At 68.4% G+C, this 15,844-nt stretch carries 14 protein-coding genes; 11 read left to right on the top strand and 3 right to left on the bottom strand.

All coding sequences use genetic code 11. The annotated features are described in order from the left end of the window. Positions 1-36 precede the first annotated feature (36 nt). Genes DCO49_RS01125 through DCO49_RS01115 form a run of 3 tightly spaced genes read left to right on the top strand, consistent with a single transcriptional unit; the run spans position 37 to position 5,545 of the window. Positions 37-1,284, top strand: coding sequence for a TolC family protein (locus DCO49_RS01125; RefSeq protein WP_116862475.1), 1,248 nt, complete (start codon positions 37-39; stop codon positions 1,282-1,284). Next, positions 1,281-2,474, top strand: a complete 1,194-nt coding sequence (locus DCO49_RS01120) for an efflux RND transporter periplasmic adaptor subunit (protein ID WP_116862409.1) — start codon at positions 1,281-1,283, stop codon at positions 2,472-2,474. Before DCO49_RS01125 ends, DCO49_RS01120 begins: the two co-directional genes overlap by 4 nt. Then, positions 2,471-5,545 carry a CusA/CzcA family heavy metal efflux RND transporter gene (locus DCO49_RS01115; RefSeq protein WP_116862408.1) on the top strand — a complete coding sequence of 1,025 codons (3,075 nt, stop codon included), beginning with the start codon at positions 2,471-2,473 and terminating at the stop codon, positions 5,543-5,545. The genes DCO49_RS01120 and DCO49_RS01115 overlap by 4 nt, the downstream gene beginning before the upstream one ends. A gap of 85 nt (positions 5,546-5,630) precedes the next feature. Here DCO49_RS01115 and DCO49_RS01110 read toward each other — a convergent pair whose 3' ends face one another. Then, on the bottom strand, positions 5,631-6,470 hold the full coding sequence (locus DCO49_RS01110) for an AraC family transcriptional regulator (protein ID WP_116862407.1): 840 nt from the start codon (positions 6,468-6,470) through the stop codon (positions 5,631-5,633). A 123-nt stretch (positions 6,471-6,593) separates the two neighbouring features. Between DCO49_RS01110 and DCO49_RS01105 the strand changes: the two genes are divergently transcribed. Next, positions 6,594-8,786, top strand: a complete 2,193-nt coding sequence (locus tag DCO49_RS01105; RefSeq protein WP_243402607.1) for a TonB-dependent receptor — start codon at positions 6,594-6,596, stop codon at positions 8,784-8,786. A gap of 102 nt (positions 8,787-8,888) precedes the next feature. Here DCO49_RS01105 and DCO49_RS01100 read toward each other — a convergent pair whose 3' ends face one another. Then, positions 8,889-9,368, bottom strand: coding sequence for a MerC domain-containing protein (locus DCO49_RS01100; RefSeq protein WP_116862406.1), 480 nt, complete (start codon positions 9,366-9,368; stop codon positions 8,889-8,891). 33 nt (positions 9,369-9,401) lie between these two features. Between DCO49_RS01100 and DCO49_RS01095 the strand changes: the two genes are divergently transcribed. The 6 genes from DCO49_RS01095 to DCO49_RS01070 are packed head-to-tail and all read left to right on the top strand — an operon-like array spanning position 9,402 to position 13,832. Then, positions 9,402-9,941, top strand: coding sequence for a DUF2796 domain-containing protein (locus DCO49_RS01095; protein WP_116862405.1), 540 nt, complete (start codon positions 9,402-9,404; stop codon positions 9,939-9,941). Next, the gene (locus DCO49_RS01090; RefSeq protein WP_116862404.1) at positions 9,938-10,633 is read left to right on the top strand and encodes an ABC transporter ATP-binding protein; all 696 of its coding nucleotides are present in this window, start codon (positions 9,938-9,940) and stop codon (positions 10,631-10,633) included. Before DCO49_RS01095 ends, DCO49_RS01090 begins: the two co-directional genes overlap by 4 nt. After that, on the top strand, positions 10,626-11,879 hold the full coding sequence (locus DCO49_RS01085; RefSeq protein WP_116862403.1) for an ABC transporter permease: 1,254 nt from the start codon (positions 10,626-10,628) through the stop codon (positions 11,877-11,879). Before DCO49_RS01090 ends, DCO49_RS01085 begins: the two co-directional genes overlap by 8 nt. Before the next feature lie 3 nt (positions 11,880-11,882). Beyond that, a complete protein-coding gene (locus DCO49_RS01080) occupies positions 11,883-12,434 on the top strand; it encodes a DUF3299 domain-containing protein (protein ID WP_116862402.1) in 552 nt (183 codons plus the stop codon). Continuing rightward, positions 12,424-13,083: a DUF3299 domain-containing protein gene (locus DCO49_RS01075; RefSeq protein ID WP_116862401.1), complete on the top strand. Its 660-nt coding sequence runs from the start codon at positions 12,424-12,426 to the stop codon at positions 13,081-13,083. Before DCO49_RS01080 ends, DCO49_RS01075 begins: the two co-directional genes overlap by 11 nt. Beyond that, positions 13,083-13,832 (top strand): hypothetical protein, encoded by a 750-nt coding sequence (locus DCO49_RS01070; protein WP_116862400.1) that lies wholly within the window; start codon positions 13,083-13,085, stop codon positions 13,830-13,832. The genes DCO49_RS01075 and DCO49_RS01070 overlap by 1 nt, the downstream gene beginning before the upstream one ends. A gap of 185 nt (positions 13,833-14,017) precedes the next feature. On the opposite strand, the gene bla is transcribed toward DCO49_RS01070, so the two are convergent. After that, the gene (gene bla, locus DCO49_RS01065) at positions 14,018-14,869 is read right to left on the bottom strand and encodes a subclass B3 metallo-beta-lactamase (protein ID WP_116862399.1); all 852 of its coding nucleotides are present in this window, start codon (positions 14,867-14,869) and stop codon (positions 14,018-14,020) included. Between the two features lie 121 nt (positions 14,870-14,990). Between bla and DCO49_RS01060 the strand changes: the two genes are divergently transcribed. Beyond that, positions 14,991-15,839, top strand: coding sequence for a low temperature requirement protein A (locus tag DCO49_RS01060; protein ID WP_116862398.1), 849 nt, complete (start codon positions 14,991-14,993; stop codon positions 15,837-15,839). Positions 15,840-15,844: the final 5 nt, after the last annotated feature.

The following is a 15,844-nucleotide window of genomic DNA, read 5'->3' as shown; positions in this document are numbered from 1 at the left end:
AGTTTGGCGCAAGTGCGCCACCTTACCGTGGCGCGCATGAATTTCCTCCCTCGTTCGGCGGCCCTGCTGGCCGCACTGGCGTGTGCACCTGCGGCGTGGGCGATCAGCCTGCAGGACGCGCAACGTGCCATGGATGCGCACAACCCGGACCTGCGCGCGGCGGCGCTGGAACTGCGCGGTGCGCAGGGTGATGCGCTGACTGCTGCATTGCGGCCTGCACTGGAACTGTCGCTGGGCACCAGCAAGATCAGCCCGAAGCACGGCGTCGGCAGCGGCCGCTGGCAGGACAAGCGCGTCGACAGCACCATCGGCCTGGGCTTCACCTGGGAACGCGGCGGCAAACGAACGCTGCGCATGCGCCAGGCCGATGCGCTGGTGGAGGCGGCCGGGCTGGAACAGCTGGACATGCGCCGCCGGCAGCAGGTGGCGCTGCACGAAGCGTATTTCGGACTGAAGGCAGCGCAGGACGCCCGCGACATCGCCGAGACCAACCGGCGCAGTTCGGCCGAGCAGATGGCCGCCGCGGAGCGGCAGGTCGCCAGCGGTGCGATGGCACCAGTGGATCGTGCTCGCCTTGCCGTGGATGACCTGGCGGTGGCCGATGCAGCACGCGAAGCAGCGCTGGACCTGCGCGACGCACAGCATACGCTGGCCCTGCTGCTGGGCATGGAAGAGAGCGCGTCTCTCAGTGCGGACGACGCGTGGCCCGACGCCAGCAGGGAAGCGGCTGGCAGCGCCGCCGATCCGCAGCAGCGGGCGGATCTGCGCGCCGCGCGTTCGCGCCTGGCCGCGGCTGATGCTGGTGTTGCACTGGCACGCAGCGAGCGCCGCCGCGACATCCAGTGGGGTGTGGAAGCCGAGCGCGAGCCGACCGACATCAATGGCGTGACCTGGGGTGTGTCGGTGACGATCCCACTGGGGGCGCCGTCGCGCGCGCAGGGCGGCATCCAGCGCGCCGAGGCCGACCGCGATGCCGCCGCACTGGAACTGCATGCGCTGCAGCGCCAGACCTGGACCGAGCTGGACCAGCTGCAGGCCGGCGCCGAAGCCGCCGCGCAGCGCCGCCGGGATTACGAGGGGCTGCAGGCCGACAGTGCACGCAAGGCCGTGCAGGGCATCGAACTTGCCTATCGCCGGGGTGCCGCCAGCCTGACCGACCTGTTGGATGCGCGCCGCAGCTGGCGCGAGTTCGAAGCCGCGCTGATCCAGGCGCGGGCCGACCATGCCATTGCACTGGCGCGCTGGAGCGCCGCCACGTCCGTTACCGAAGGAGAGTCCCTGTGAACCCGCATGCCGCCACTCAACCGCGTGCGCGCCGCGCATTGCTGCCTGCGCTGCTAGCGCTGGCCCTGCTGTCCGGCTGCGGGCGTGAACCGGCCACCTATGCCGATGGCGCCCCGGTGGTCAGCGCCGGGCAGATCCAGTTCCCGGCCGACAGCCGCCAGCTGGACGTACTGCGCAGCGAGGTGGTGACCGAGGGTGCCAGTGCGTCGCTGCAGCTGCCGGGCCGCGTGGTCTGGGACGAAACCCGCTCCAGCGCGCTGCGTGCGCCGTTGCCGGGCCAGGTCTCGCGCATCGAGGCGCAGCCGGGGCAGAAGGTCAAGGCGGGGCAGGTGATTGCCTGGATTACCTCGCCGGAGTTCGGCCAGGCGCAGGCCGAAGGCGTGCGCGGGCGCGCCGAGCTGCAGCAGGCCCGCCGCGAACTGGAGCGCACCCGCGAACTGCATGCTGCCGGCGTAGCCTCGGGCCGCGAGCTGGATGAGGCCGAAGCACATTTCGCCGGCAGCCAGGCCGACCATGCACGCGCCGCCGCGTTCGCCACCGCCTATGGCAATGGCAACCGCGTGGACCAGCGCCTGCCGCTGCGCGCGCCCATCGACGGTGTGCTGGTGGAGCGCCGGATGAGCCCGGGCATGAACGTGGGGCCGGATGGCGAGCAGCCGCTGGCGGTGATCGGTGATCCCGACCGCCTGTGGCTGTTGCTGGACATTCCCGAGAGCCTGGCCGGACGCCTGCAGCCGGGCATGACGGTGCGCGTGCCGGCTGCCGATGGCAGCACGCTGCAGGCGACCTTGCAGCATGTGGATGACTTTGTCGACAGCGAGCGCCGCGTGGTGCAGGCGCGTGCCGAACTGGACAACCACGGCCGCAGCTTCAAGGCCGGCCAGTACGTGCGCGCCCAGGTGGCGCTGCCGGCGCAGGGCGGCGTATCGCTGCCGGATGCCGCCGTGTTGCTGATCGATGGCAGGCAGGTCGTGTTCGTGGACGAAGGCAAGGGCCACTACGCGCGTCGCGCCGTGCAGGCCGAGGAACTGGGTGACGGGCGCCTGTGGGTGCGCGAAGGGCTGGCGGCCGGCAGCCGCGTGGTGGTCGAGGGCGGCCTGCTGCTGCAGCAGCTGGTGGACAGCGCGGCGGCCCCGGCAACCGCCGCTTTCGCAACCGCCGCTCCCGGCGTGGGGCATGCCGCACCATGATTGATCGCCTGATTGCTTACTGCCTGCGTCAGCCGCTGATGGTGATGCTGGCGCTGCTGCTGTTCATTGGCACTGGCATTGCCGCGTTCCGCGTGCTGCCGGTGGAAGCCTTCCCCGATGTGTCCGACACCCAGGTGACCGTGGTCTCGCTGCACCCGGGCCGCGCCGCCGAGGAGGTCGAGCGCGAAGTCACCATGCCGCTGGAAGTGGCACTGTCGGGCATTCCCCACTCGGTGCGGGTGTTCTCGCATACGCAGTTCGGCCTGTCGATGATCATCCTGACCTTCGACGACAAGGCCGATGACTACTTCGCGCGCCAGCAGGTGATGGAGCGCCTGCAGGGCGTGGACCTGCCAGAGGGCGTGACCCCCGAGCTGGAGGCGATGAGCTCGGCGGTGGGCGAGATCTACCGCTACGTGCTGAAAGCCCCGCACATGAGCCCCACCGAGCTGCGCACCGTGCAGGAGTGGGTGATGGAACGCGGCCTGCGCACCGTGCCCGGCGTAGCCGATGTGATCAGCTTCGGCGGCTATGCGCGCACCTTCCAGGTCAAGCCGGACCTGGACAAGCTGCGTGACCGCGGCATCAGCCTGGGTGAGTTTTCCGAAGCGCTGGAGAAGGGCAGCTCCAATGCCGGTGGCGGCTATGTGGAGCGCGGCCAGCAGCAGTTCCTGATCCGAGGCGTCGGCCTGATGCGCTCGCCTGCCGATATCGGCAGCGTGGTGGTCGCGCAGAAGGGCGGCACGCCGGTGCTGGTGCGCGACCTGGCCGGCATTGCCGATACCGGCCTGCCGCGGCAGGGCCTGGTCGGCCAGGACGACAACGACGATGCGGTGTTCGGCATGGTGCTGATGCGCAAGGGCGAAAATCCGTCCGACGTGCTCGACGCCCTGCATGCGCGCGTGGCCGAGATCCAAGCCAGCCAGCTGCCGGCAGGCGTCAGCATCGAGCCGTTCTACGACCGCTCCTGGCTGGTCTCGACCACGCTGAAGACCGTGTTCCGCAACCTGCTGGAAGGCGCGGTGCTGGTGTTCCTGGTGCTGTGGCTGTTCCTCTACAACGCCCGCGCCGCGCTGATCGTGGCGGCGATGATGCCGCTGGCCCTGCTGTCGACGTTCCTCGGCCTGCACCTGTGGGGCGTGCCGGCCAACCTGCTGTCGCTGGGGGCGATGGACTTCGGCATCATCATCGATGGTGCGGTGATCGTCACCGAGCACATCGTCTCGCGCCTGTCCGCGCTGCCGCGTACGGCAGACCGGAAGACACGGTTCTCCACCGTGCTGTCGGCGGCGTCGGAAGTCGGGCGGCCGACCTTCTTCTCGATGCTGATCATCATTGCAGCGCATATTCCGATCTTCACCCTGCAGCGGCAGGAAGGCAGGATGTTCGCGCCGATGGCCTATTCGGTGACCTCGGCGCTGATCGGTGCGCTGATCCTGGCGCTGACCGTGGTGCCGCTGTTCTGCTACTGGTGGCTGCGGCGCGACCGCATGCGCGGCGAGAACCCGTTGATGGACCGCCTGACCGGCTGGTACCAGCCGGTGCTTGAGCGTGCGCTGGCCCGCCCGCGGGCGGTGGTGCTGACCGCCGTCGCGTTGCTGGTCGGTACGCTGGCGCTGGGCACGCGCTTGGGTTCGGAGTTCCTGCCGGAGCTGGATGAGGGCTCGATCTGGCTGACCGCCACGCTCGACCCCAGCACCAGCCTCGCCGAGGCGCAGCAGCAGTCGCGGCGCATCCGCGAACTGGTGAATACCTATCCGCAGGTCTCCACGGTGGTGGCCAAGCTGGGCCGGCCTGAGGATGGCTCCGATGCCAAGGGCGCGAACCAGATCGAGGCGCTGGTGGCGTTGAAGCCGGAGAAGGAATGGCCGAAGGGCGTGGACAAGCGGCAGCTGATCGGCGACCTGCAGCGCACCCTGGAGCAGCGCATTCCAGGGCCGGAGTTCTCGATCTCGCAGCCGGTGCGCGACAACATCCTGGAGAGCATCTCGCAGATCAAGGGCCAGGTCGTGATCAAGGTCAGCGGTGCCGACCTGGATGTGCTGAACCGGGAAGCCCAGGCCATCCTTGGCCAGGTGCGCGGCGTGGACGGCGTGGAGAGCGCCTTCATCGACCGCGATGGCTCGCTGCCGCAGCTGCAGGTACAGATCGATCGTGACCGTGCCGCGCGCTATGGCCTGAACGTGCGTGACATCGACGAAGTGATCGAGACCGCGCTGGGCGGCCGCGAAGTGGGTGAGCTGTGGGAGGGCGACCGCAAGTTCCCGATCACCCTGCGCCTGGACGATGCCGACCGTGACCTGCAGCGCCTGCGCATGGTGCCGGTGGGCATCGGCGATGGGCATGCCGTGACGCTGTCCGACGTGGCTGATTTCCACATGGCCAGCGGTGCGATCAACATCTCGCGCGAGAACGCACAGCGGGTGAAGGCGGTGAGCATCTTCATCGCCGGCCGTGACATGGGCAGCGTGGTGGCCGACATGCGTTCACGGGTGGATGCGAGCGTGACGCTGCCCGAGGGCTACCGTCTGGAGTGGTCGGGAGAGTTCGAGAACCAGCAGCGCGCGATGAAGCGGCTGGGCTGGGTGATCCCACTGTCGGTGCTGATCATCTTCGTGCTGCTGTTCGATGCCTTCAAGGACATCAGCAGTGCGGCGCTGATCCTGGCCAACGTGCCGCTGGCGATGATCGGCGGCATCCTCGCCCTGTGGCTGACCGGCATTCCCTTGTCGGTGTCGGCGGCGATCGGTTTCATCGCGTTGTTCGGACAGGCGGTATTGAACGGCGTGGTGATGCTCAGCCGATTCGCCCAGCTGCGCGAGCAGGGCATGGACCTGCTGCAGTCGGTGGTGCAGGGCTCGCTGCAGCGCTTGCGCACGGTGCTGATGACCGCGCTGCTCGCGATGTTCGGCCTGCTGCCGATGGCGACCTCGCACGCGATTGGCGCCGAGACGCAGAAGCCGCTGGCGGTGGTGGTGATCGGCGGCCTGCTGTCGGCGATGCTGCTGACCCTGCTGGTGTTGCCAACGCTTTACTACTGGGTGCACAGAAGCCGCGCCGCGAACCGGTAGGTGCCAGCCCTGGTTGGCACGCCGCGATGAACCGATAGATGCCAACCTTGGTTGGCACGTTGGGAACGTCCACCAAGGTGGACGGCTACCGGGAGCTGCGGCCCCACGCGCTCGGCGCACATCCCATCACCCGACGGAACGCGGCGCTGAACTTGCTGGGATTGGCATAGCCCGCTGCCAGCGCCACCTCGGTTACCGCGCGGCCCTGCAGCAGCACGCTGGCGGCCCAGTGCATGCGTCGCCGGGTGAGGAACACATATGGTGATTCGCCGCTGGCAGCACGCAGGGCGCGGCCGAAGGCCGAGGCCTCCATTCCCACGGCCGTCGCCAACGCTGCAACATCCAGTGCATCGGCGCGATGCGCATCGATGTATTCCTCCAGCTGCCTCAGGCGGCGTGCCGGCAACGGCGCTGACGCCGGCGACAGTGCAGGCGTCTGCCCTGCCAGCTGGCCCAGCCGGTGCAGCAGCACCGCGCTGCCGTGCTGCAGGAATCCGGGCAGGCAGGCGTCGGCCTCGGCGCTCAACCACAGTGCCTGCAGGACAGACACAATCACCGGGTCCTCGTGCAGCCGGGTGGCCAGCGGCGCCAGCCGCTGTGCGGCCTGCGGATGCAGGCGGGTATCCATGGCGATGCCGAGCAGGTCCACCGCCGGGCTGGTGTAGCTGCCGGCATCACCGGGCAGCACCAGGTTGAACTGGCCTGGCCGCCAATGTCCCTGCAGACAGCCCAGTGTCGTGCGTTGGTGCAGCGCCCCGCCGCCGGCCAGCGCCAGGCCCAGACGCAGCTGGTCGGGATGACCCATCTCGCCTTCGCTGGCTTCGAAGCGGTGCCGCAGCAGCACGATGCCGCCGTCGTCGCTGGCATGGGTGCCAAGCGCGGGATGGCCGGTTTCGTGCTGCAGCTGTGTGGCAAGGGCGGGCATGACGGTTCCGGGAATGGAGCGGCGGCGCACGGAATGGAGTGGCAGTTGCGGGCGGGTGTTACATCATAACAATGTGTGCCGGCCGTCCTGCCAGGCACCTGCCCGTCTCCCGAGAGGTCTCCCTTGATATCCCCCGTATCGTCCGCTGCGCTGGTCGCGGCGTCTCTGCTCGTTCCCGTCCTGCCCGCGCATGCCCAGCAGAAGGATGCCGCCACCACTCTGGACGGTGTGATGGTCACCGGTTCCAAGCGGGATACGCCCTACCTGAAGAGCGATCTGTCGGTCACCGTGCTTGACCGCGAGGCGCTGCAGCAGGCCGGCGTCACCGAGTTCCGTGACCTGGACAAGCTGGCACCCAACGTCAAGTTCAACGTGATGGGCCAGCTCAGCAACATGTTCATCTCCATCCGCGGCATCGAGTCCAACCCGTTCCTGGTCAACCGCGCTTCGGTCTACATCGATGGCATCCCGTTCCGCGAGCTGAGCAACGCCGTGCTCAATCAGGTCGAATCGGTCGAGGTGCTGCGCGGCCCACAGGGCACGCTGTACGGCGCCAACAGTGAATCGGGCCTGGTGCTGGTGCGTACGCGTGGCCCGTCCGATGCCACCGAGGGTGAAGTGAACCTGCGCCACACCTGGTTCGGCAACGGCGGCGGTACCGCGCTGGATGGCTTCCTGTCCGGCCCCCTGGACAAGGGCGGCGCGCTGACCGGCTCGGTCGCCTTCATGGGCTCGCAGGAGGATGCCTACCTGAAGAACCTGACGCCGTCCGGTGCGCGCGGCAAGGTGGACGAAGGCTACCTGCAGGGCAAGCTGCGCTGGCGCCCCAGCGACTACGTGCAGGTCAACGCGCTGGCCTACCACCTGCGCACGCGCGCGCCGGGCATGTTCGAGTACGAGTACCTGCCGCTGGATACCGGCCTGTACAACCGCACCTACGGCAGCACGCTCAACGGCGGTCGCCAGGCCGGCGATTTCACCTACATCAACGATGCGCCCAAGCGCACCGAGAAGGATGAAACCGTCGCAGGCCTGAGCGCGCAGTGGCAGCTGCAGGCGGGCACGCTGGATGTGGCCACCTCCTACCGTGGCGAGGAGGTGATGTCGGCCGGCTACGATTTCGACATGACCGCCAGCGCTGCACTGGCCGGCCGCATCTACGACAAGAAGAGCGAATGGACGGGCGAGGCGCGCTTCAGCTCACCCAGCGGCCAGGCGCTGACCTGGATGGCCGGCGTGGCGACTTACCGCACCGGCAAGGATTCCATCCTCGGTACGTTCGTCGGGCCGGCCACCCGCGGCCTGGACAGCTACAACCTGGCGCCGCGGCAGACCTCCAAGGGCGAGGATTACAGCGTGTTCGCCACCGCCAGCTACACCTTGCCGGCGCTGCCGAAGCTGACCGCCAGCGTGGGCCTGCGCCACGAGCAGGCGCGACGTTCCACCGAACAGCGCGCCGGTGCGCTGGACCTCGGCGCAGGTGGCCTGGTGCTGTACCGCGACGCCGCGCTGGCGCACACGTTCTCGGCCACGCTGCCGCGCGTGTCGCTGCGCTACGACGCCAGCGATGACCTGTCCTTCTACGCGGCCTCGGCCAAGGGCTATATCCCGGGTGGCTTCAATCTCGCGGCCGCGCAGAGTGATGTAGTCAACGACAAGGTGCTGCGTTACGAGTCCGAGCGCATGTGGAGCCACGAACTGGGCTTCAAGATGAACCTGGCCGGCGGCCGCGGCCACATCGGCGGGGCGCTGTTCCACATCACCTCGGACAATTGGCAGGAGATCCAGGTCGCCACCGATGCCGATGGTCGGCCGATCTCTTCGGACTACGTGGGTTCGGATGCCTCGATCTGTTCGCGCGGGGCCGAGCTGGAAGGTGTTTTCGACGTGCTGCCGGGGCTGAGCCTGATGGCCAACGTCGGCTACGTCGACGCGAAGTACACCAAGCTCTGGGTCAGTGCGGAGCAGAACCTTGCCGGTAAGCGGGTCAAGCTGACCCCGCATTACACCGGCTACCTGGCCGCGCGCTACCAGTTCGATTCGGGACTGTACGCGCGGGTGGAATCGCAGTTCACCGGTACCAGTGCGCTGGACGAGCGCAACCGTGCGTTCCAGCCCGCGGTGGCGATGCTGGGGCTGCAGGTGGGATATGAGACGGGGCCGTGGAGCACCCGGTTGTTCGTGCAGAACCTGACCGACAAGCGGCGCATCAACGGCCTGATCTTCGACAACCTCGCCTTCGGTCGTGATGGCAACTACTACGGCCCGGTGGACCATCCGCGCATCTTTGGTGCCGAGGTGGGTTACCGGTTCTGAGTGCGTTGCCGGCCAGCGGCCGGCATTACCAGGCGTAGCGTTGTGTCTGGTAGATGCCGACCTTGGTTGACATGGTGAGGCAGCGCCCACCAAGGTGGGCCGCTACCTGGGCACGCGGTGCAACGCCCGCCGGTTGAGGATGTGGGCGGTGGCCAGCAGCACGCCGCCGCAGGCGGTCGCCACGCCATGCCAGACCAGCGATTCCTTCAGCGGCATGTACAGCGACGACGCCAGCAGCGCGACCGCGCCGCAGGCTGCCAGCCGCAGCGGCCACCACTGGCAATGGCGGCGGCCACCGGAGGCGGTGCTGGCCATGGCTACGGTGGAGGCGACCACGGCGAACACCCATTCCCAGCGCGACATCACCAGCAGCGCGGTCATCGCGCCGTGGGCCGGGTGCTGGAACGAGCGCAGGGCCATCATCGCCGCTGGCACGAAGGCCAGCAGCAGGGGCAGGGTGATGCAGTGCGCGGCGCAGGCCAGGGACAGCCAGGCGCCGGCCAGGTCGAGACGGGGGTGCCAGCGTGCCGAAGCTGGCGGCTGGGGCAGTGCCCTTGCGGGCGGCGTGGGGATGTGGTCCATAATGTTACATAGTAACAATGATGGAGTTCCCCCATGAAGCGTTCCGTTTTGCTGTTCCTGTTGTTTGCCGCTCCCGCCGTGCACGCACACGATGTGCGCCAGCTCGGTGCCCACGTGCACGGCCAGGCCACGGTCGAACTGGCCGTAGACCAGGGCACCCTTGAACTGGCCCTGCAGGCGCCGGGTATCGGCATCCTTGATTTCGAACGGCCGCCGGCCAATGCCACCGAACAGGCGGCGCTGGACGCGGCACTGGCCACGCTGAAGCGCGGCGACTGGTTGACCCTTCCCACTGCAGCGCAATGCACGCCCCTGAAACGTGACGCGCGGGCCGACGGCTTCGCTGCCGTCGCACCCACGATAGCCAGCACGCCGGGCAAGCACACGCATGCAGGCTTCAACGCCGAGCTGCGCTACCAGTGCGCCAACCCGGCCGCGCTGCGCGTGCTGGTGCTGGCCTTGCCGAAGGCCTTCCCGAACCTGCACGAGGTCATCGTCAACAGCGCGACGGCGGCCGGCCAGAGCCGCACCGTGCTGACCGTGGACAACCTGCGTGTGGTGCTCGCCCCATGAACACCGCCGCGGTGATCGCGCTGGAGCAGGTGCGTTTCAGCTATGGCGGACGCACCGTGCTGGATATTCCGCAGCTGCGCATCTCCGCAGGCAGCAGCGTGCTGCTGCGCGGCGCCAGCGGGTCGGGCAAAAGCACCCTGCTGGGCCTGCTGGCTGGCGTGCTGCGGCCCGAACAGGGCGAGGTGGTGGTGGCCGGCACGGCCGTGCACGCCCTGAAGCCGGCCGCGCGCGACCGCTTCCGTGCCGATCATCTCGGTGTGATCTTCCAGCAGTTCAACCTGCTGCCCTTCCTCAGCGTGCGCGACAACATCGCGCTGGGCCTGCGCTTCTCGCCCGCGCGCAGCGCACGCGTCGGACGGCCGCTGGATGATGAGATCCTCCGGCTGCTGCAGGCCCTGCACCTGGACCCGGACCTGCTGCAGCGTCGGGCCGGCACCCTCAGCGTCGGCCAGCAGCAGCGCGTGGCCGCAGCGCGGGCGTTGATCGGTCGCCCGGCCGTGCTGCTCGCCGATGAGCCGACCTCGGCACTGGACCGCGATGCGGCCACCGCCTTCCTGCAGCTGATGGCTGCGCAATGCGCAGCGGCCGGTACCACTGCGGTGGTGGTCAGTCATGATGACAGCCTGCACCCGCTGTTCGACCGCGTCGTGCAGCTGCAGGACATCAACCACGCCGGAGCCGCCCATGTTTGAACTTGCCCGGGCCAGCCTGCGCAGCCGTGCGTTGAGCGTGTCCCTTACCGTCCTTGTCATCACCCTCAGCGTGACCCTTCTGCTGGGCGTGGAGCGCGTGCGCGTGCAGGCCCACGAGGGTTTCGCCAGCACCGTTTCGGGTACCGACCTGATCGTCGGTGCGCGCTCGGGGCCGGTGAACCTGCTGCTGTATTCGGTGTTCCATATCGGCGACCCGACCAACAACGTGTCCTGGCAGTCCTACCAGGAACTGTCGACGCTGCCGCAGGTGAGGTGGGCGGTGCCGTTGTCACTGGGTGATTCCTGGCGCGGCTACCGGGTGATCGGCACCACCGGCGGCTACTTCGAGCACTACCGCTACGGTGCCGGGCACACGTTGGCCTTCGGCGAGGGCAAGCCCTTCGATGACCTGTACGATGTGGTGGTCGGCGCCGATGTCGCCCGCGCGCAGGGCGTGCAGGTGGGCGATGAGATGGTGCTCGCCCACGGCACTGCCGCGGTGACGCTGGCCAAGCATGCCGACAAGCCATTCCGTATCAGCGGCGTGCTGCAGCGGACTGGCACGCCGGTGGATTCGTCGGTGCTGGTGTCGTTGCCGGCGATCGAAGCCATCCACGTGGACTGGCGTTCAGGCGTGCAGCTGCGGGGGCACAAGGTCAGCGCCGAGGAGGCGCGGCACCTGGACCTGACCCCGACCAGCATCACCGCCTTCATGCTTGGCCTGAACTCGCGCATCGCCACGTTCTCGGTGCAGCGCGCGATCAATGACTACCCGGACGAGGCACTGCTGGCGATCCTGCCCGGGGTGACCCTGCAGCAATTGTGGCAGTCACTGGGTACGGCCGAGCGGGCGCTGCAGCTGATCAGTGCGATGGTGGTGCTGCTGGGCCTGGTCTCGTTGGTGGCGCTGCTGGTGTCGACCCTGCAGGAGCGGCGTCGCGAGATGGCGGTGCTGCGCGCCACGGGTGCGCGGCCACGCTACATCGCCAGCCTGCTGGTGCTGGAAGCGGTGGCGACCAGCACCATGGCCTGCGTGCTGGCCCTGGCGATACTGGTGGCCGCCAGCCTGGCCGGGCGCGGCTGGGCACTGGCGAATTTTGGCCTGTCGATCACCCATGTCTGGCCGGACCTGCGCGAGCTGGCGTGGGTAGGCGGGGTGCTGGTGCTGAGTGCCGTGGCGGGCCTGGTGCCGGCATTGCTGGCCTATCGGCGCACCTTGGCCGACGGCCTGTCGGCGCGAGCCTGAGCGATGCGCGCGTGGCTTTTCCTTGCCGTGACCCTGCTGCTGGCCGGCTGCGAACGTCCGGTGGATACCGGCGTGCAGGCTCTGCCGCCGTCGCCTGTGCAGGACGGCGCGACAACCCAGGCGGCTGCCGAGCAGGAACTGGACTGGCTGCAGATGATGCCCGCCGACGAACTGGCCGCACTGGAGCGGGGTGACGGGCCGGAAGTGAAGCACAGCGGCAATCGGCGCATGGCCCAGTTCGGCACTTTCCGCACGGTGGATACAGTGCTGGACCGGGCCGTGCGCCTGCCCGGTTATGTGGTGCCGCTGGCCAATGCCAGCGATGGCCGGCTGACCGAGTTCCTGTTCGTGCCTTACTACGGCGCCTGCATCCACGTGCCGCCGCCACCCCCGAACCAGATCGTGCACGTGCGGTTGTCGCGGCCAATCGACATGCCGGACATGTACTCGCCGTTCTTTCTCGCCGGCACGCTGCGCGCCGAACGCGTGGACGACGACCTGGCCGGTTCGGCCTACACCATGGCAGACCCCGAGTTGAGGCCCTATGAACCGTAACGCCTGTGTCCTGGTGCTGATGTTGTTGGCCGGTTGCAGTCGACCTGGTGGCGATGTGCCCGACGCGGCGGCTGAACCGGCGGCTGCCACGGCGACATCCGGTGCGGTGGGTACGCCGGGCAGGGCCGCGCCTGCCGAGGGTGCAATCACGGCCTGGAACGCGTTGATGCCGGAGGAGGACGCTTTCCTGCGCCCGCCGCCACAGATCGGCATCGACCGCAGCGGCGGCATGGGCGCGATGGCCGGCGTCGGTGGGCTGATCGATGACACGGGCTCGGGCACGCCGCCGGGCGCGGCCATCGACCACTCCAGCCCTGACCACGCGCAGCAGTTCGGCTCCGCTGCCGTGGTCGATGACGTGGACGGCCGCGAGGTCGACCTGGATGGCTATGTGGTGCCGTTGGGCATGGACGACGCCGGGGCGGTGAATGATCTGCTGTTCGTGCCGTTCTATGGCGCCTGCATCCACGTGCCGCCGCCGCCACCGAACCAGATCATCCACGTGACCCTGGCCAAGCCGATTGCACTGGGCAATCTGTGGGATGCCTATCGGCTGTCGGGACACCTGCGGATCAAGCGCTTCGAGGCCGACATCGCCAGCGCGTCCTACGATGCGGACGCAGCCACGTTGACGGCGATCGGCAGCTGATGCGGCGCGCGCACTGGCTGGGGATCGGTGCGGTGCTGCTGCTGGCCGGTGCCGCGCTGCTGGCCTGGCAGCGCTGGGCGCCGCAGGGTCGCCCACCGCCTGTGGCATTCCCCACACCGGTGGCCGCGCTGCAGGCCGACATCGAGCGGCACCTGCGCGAGGATCGTGCGTTCCGTGATGACGTGGTGTTCCTGCTGGCGGCCACGGTGCGTGACCGCTGCGTTCCGGCCGAGGCGGGTGTGTTGGCACGCATGGCCAACCGCGCGGCGCTGCCGGTGCTGGGTCCGGTCAGTGCGGTGACGGCGCAGGATCGTCGGCTGGATCGGCCGATCTACCAGTTCATCCAGCACCGCGCCGACCGCACCGAATGCGGTGAACCGCTGCAGCTGCCCGCCTCGGGGACACAGCCGCTGCAGGTGGACGTCGAGCTGTACGCGCGCAGCTTCCCCGACAGCTATTACGACCCGACGCACAGCAGCGTTCCGCGCGACTTCGGCGGCCGCAGCCTGGTCGAGCGCGCAGGCGACGCCTGCAACAGCGTGGTCTATTCGGTGCTGCCGCTGGGCCCGGGCGACTGGCGCTGCAGCATGCTTCGGGCCAACGCGCGCAGCCGCGTGCATGGCGCCTGCGAGAGCGAGCTGCAACGCCAGCGCGGCAGTACCAGTGGCGAGCTGGACATGGCCGTGGGGCAGGGCATGCAGGGGGCGGTCGTTGCGGCCATCGCCGCCTTGCCGGAAGGGTGCCGGTAACTGGCCTTTGTAGAGTCGAGCCATGCTCGGCTGCCGTTGCCTCATGTAGAGCCGAGCCATGCTCGGCTGCTCCAGAACAGTCGAGCATGGCTCGACTCTACAAAGGCCAGTCGAGCAAGCTCGACTCTACAAAGGCCAGTCGAGCATGGCTCGACTCTACAAAGGCCAGTCGAGCAAGCTCGACTCTACCGGGTCAGGGCTGCGTCGAGCTTCTGCTCAGCGGCATCCGCATACGCACTGCAGGTCACCGCCTTTGCGCCGGCGGCCGGGCCAGCGGAATACTCCCAGCCACTGCCATCCGGGTGCGGGGTCAGCAGCACGTCGCAGGGCAGGGCGCGCACGGTGGCGAAGCTGCGGCGGAAGTCCTCGACCAGGTGCGGGTAGCGCGGGTTGTCTTTCAGCGTGTAGCCCGGTGCACTGAGGCTGTCGGCATAGGCGATGCGTACCGGCTTGCCGTCGCGGGTATCGGTCCAGGTCCAGGCCGTGCTGCCCGGGGTGTGGCCCGGCACGAAATGCGCGGTGAAGCGCATGCCGCCGACGTCTACGGTCTCGCCATCCATGATGATGCGATCGACCTGGGCCGGCGGGAAGGCGAAACGATCGCCAAAGTGCAGGTCATCACTGCCACCACGCGCCAGCAGCACCGCCGATTCCGCATTGGCCACTATGCGCGCGTCAGTGCGGCGCTTGAGTTCGGCCACCGACCCGGCATGGTCGGCATGGGCGTGGCTGAGCAGGATCACCCGCAGGTCGGCCGGGGCCACGCCGCGCAGTTGCAGGTTGTGCAGCAGGTGATCGGCCATCTGTGGCATGCCGCCGTCCAGCAGCACCGCCCCCTGCGGGGTCTGCACCAGCAGCGAGGTGAGGTTGGCGGTACCGATCTGCCAGGTGTGGTCGGTAATCTGCAGCGGGGCGACCGGCTGCAGCCAGGAGGGATCAACGGTGTAGGCCTTCAGCTGCGGCAGCACCGGTTCGGCGGCATGGGCGGCCAGCGGCAGGCAGGTGGCAAAGGCGAGGGCAAGAGGCAGCAGGCGCATCCGGAATGGTCGCGGGTGAAGGTGCAACGACGCTATCACGGCCCCTTCTTTTCCCGTTTCGCGTATTGCTCATGGCTGCAACAAGCGCGATGGTTGGCTCGGCCACCGATCAGGAGTTTCCATGGTTCCCGGCATCCGTGTTCCCGCCTTGCGCCGCCGCGACGGCCACCACGCGCGGGTGACCTACGAAGAGCTGTTCTTCGATCTGGTCTACGTCTTCGCCGTCACCCAGCTCAGCCATCACCTGCTGCACCACCTGGGCGTGCTCGGTATGCTGCAGACGCTGGTGCTGTGGTTCGCAGTCTGGCTGGGCTGGCAATACGCGTGCTGGGTCAGCAACTGGTTCGATCCGCAGGCGCCGCGCATCCGCGGCCTGCTGTTCACCACCATGCTGCTGGCACTATTGATGTCCTCTTCCATGCGCTGCCAGCTGTTCGTCATCGTCGCACTGGGCGAAACGCTGCTGGCGACCGGCGGCGTGCTCAGCGAAGCCGGCAGCTGGAATGGCGACATCGTGTCGGCGGTGCTGGCCAACTTTGCCGGCACCCTGGCGATGTGGTGGTTGTACTTCGGCACGTCCAGCCAGGACGCCACCGACACCATCACCCGCTCGGCCGATCCCGGCCGCATCGGCGCCTGCTTCCACTACGTACACGCCCTGCTGATCGCCGGCATCATCGCTACTGCGGTCGGCAACGACCTGGTGATGGATGCGCCGGAGGAAGGTGTTTCGCTGGCGCACGCGGCGATGCTGGTGGCCGGGCCGCTGATCTACCTGCTGGGCAGCGCACTGTACAAGCGCGTGGTGTATGGGCGGATGCCGCGCTCGCACCTGCTGGGCGCCGTCCTGCTGCTGGTGATGGGCCCGCTGCTGCCGATGACCCATCTGCTGGCCGCCGGTTGGCTCACCAGCGTGGTGCTGCTGCTGGTGGGGCTGGTCGACACGCGGACGCAACGGCAAACGGTGTAGCTCTG

The sequence above is a fragment of the Stenotrophomonas sp. SPM genome (genome assembly GCF_003105135.1).
Lineage (GTDB): Bacteria > Pseudomonadota > Gammaproteobacteria > Xanthomonadales > Xanthomonadaceae > Stenotrophomonas.
Note: the sequence above shows the minus strand (reverse complement) of the source record. Positions and strands in the feature narration are given on the sequence as shown.

What these genes read in the sequence shown, in the direction of transcription:
- DCO49_RS01125 (WP_116862475.1), top strand. Translation starts at nt 37, where the DNA reads ATGAATTTCCTCCCTCGTTCGGCGGCCCTGCTGGCCGCACTGGCGTGT.
- DCO49_RS01115 (WP_116862408.1), top strand. Translation starts at nt 2,471, where the DNA reads ATGATTGATCGCCTGATTGCTTACTGCCTGCGTCAGCCGCTGATGGTG.
- DCO49_RS01110 (WP_116862407.1), bottom strand. Translation starts at nt 6,470, where the DNA reads ATGCCCGCCCTTGCCACACAGCTGCAGCACGAAACCGGCCATCCCGCG.
- DCO49_RS01100 (WP_116862406.1), bottom strand. Translation starts at nt 9,368, where the DNA reads ATGGACCACATCCCCACGCCGCCCGCAAGGGCACTGCCCCAGCCGCCA.
- DCO49_RS01095 (WP_116862405.1), top strand. Translation starts at nt 9,402, where the DNA reads ATGAAGCGTTCCGTTTTGCTGTTCCTGTTGTTTGCCGCTCCCGCCGTG.
- DCO49_RS01090 (WP_116862404.1), top strand. Translation starts at nt 9,938, where the DNA reads ATGAACACCGCCGCGGTGATCGCGCTGGAGCAGGTGCGTTTCAGCTAT.
- DCO49_RS01085 (WP_116862403.1), top strand. Translation starts at nt 10,626, where the DNA reads ATGTTTGAACTTGCCCGGGCCAGCCTGCGCAGCCGTGCGTTGAGCGTG.
- DCO49_RS01080 (WP_116862402.1), top strand. Translation starts at nt 11,883, where the DNA reads ATGCGCGCGTGGCTTTTCCTTGCCGTGACCCTGCTGCTGGCCGGCTGC.
- DCO49_RS01075 (WP_116862401.1), top strand. Translation starts at nt 12,424, where the DNA reads ATGAACCGTAACGCCTGTGTCCTGGTGCTGATGTTGTTGGCCGGTTGC.
- DCO49_RS01070 (WP_116862400.1), top strand. Translation starts at nt 13,083, where the DNA reads ATGCGGCGCGCGCACTGGCTGGGGATCGGTGCGGTGCTGCTGCTGGCC.
- bla (WP_116862399.1), bottom strand. Translation starts at nt 14,869, where the DNA reads ATGCGCCTGCTGCCTCTTGCCCTCGCCTTTGCCACCTGCCTGCCGCTG.
- DCO49_RS01060 (WP_116862398.1), top strand. Translation starts at nt 14,991, where the DNA reads ATGGTTCCCGGCATCCGTGTTCCCGCCTTGCGCCGCCGCGACGGCCAC.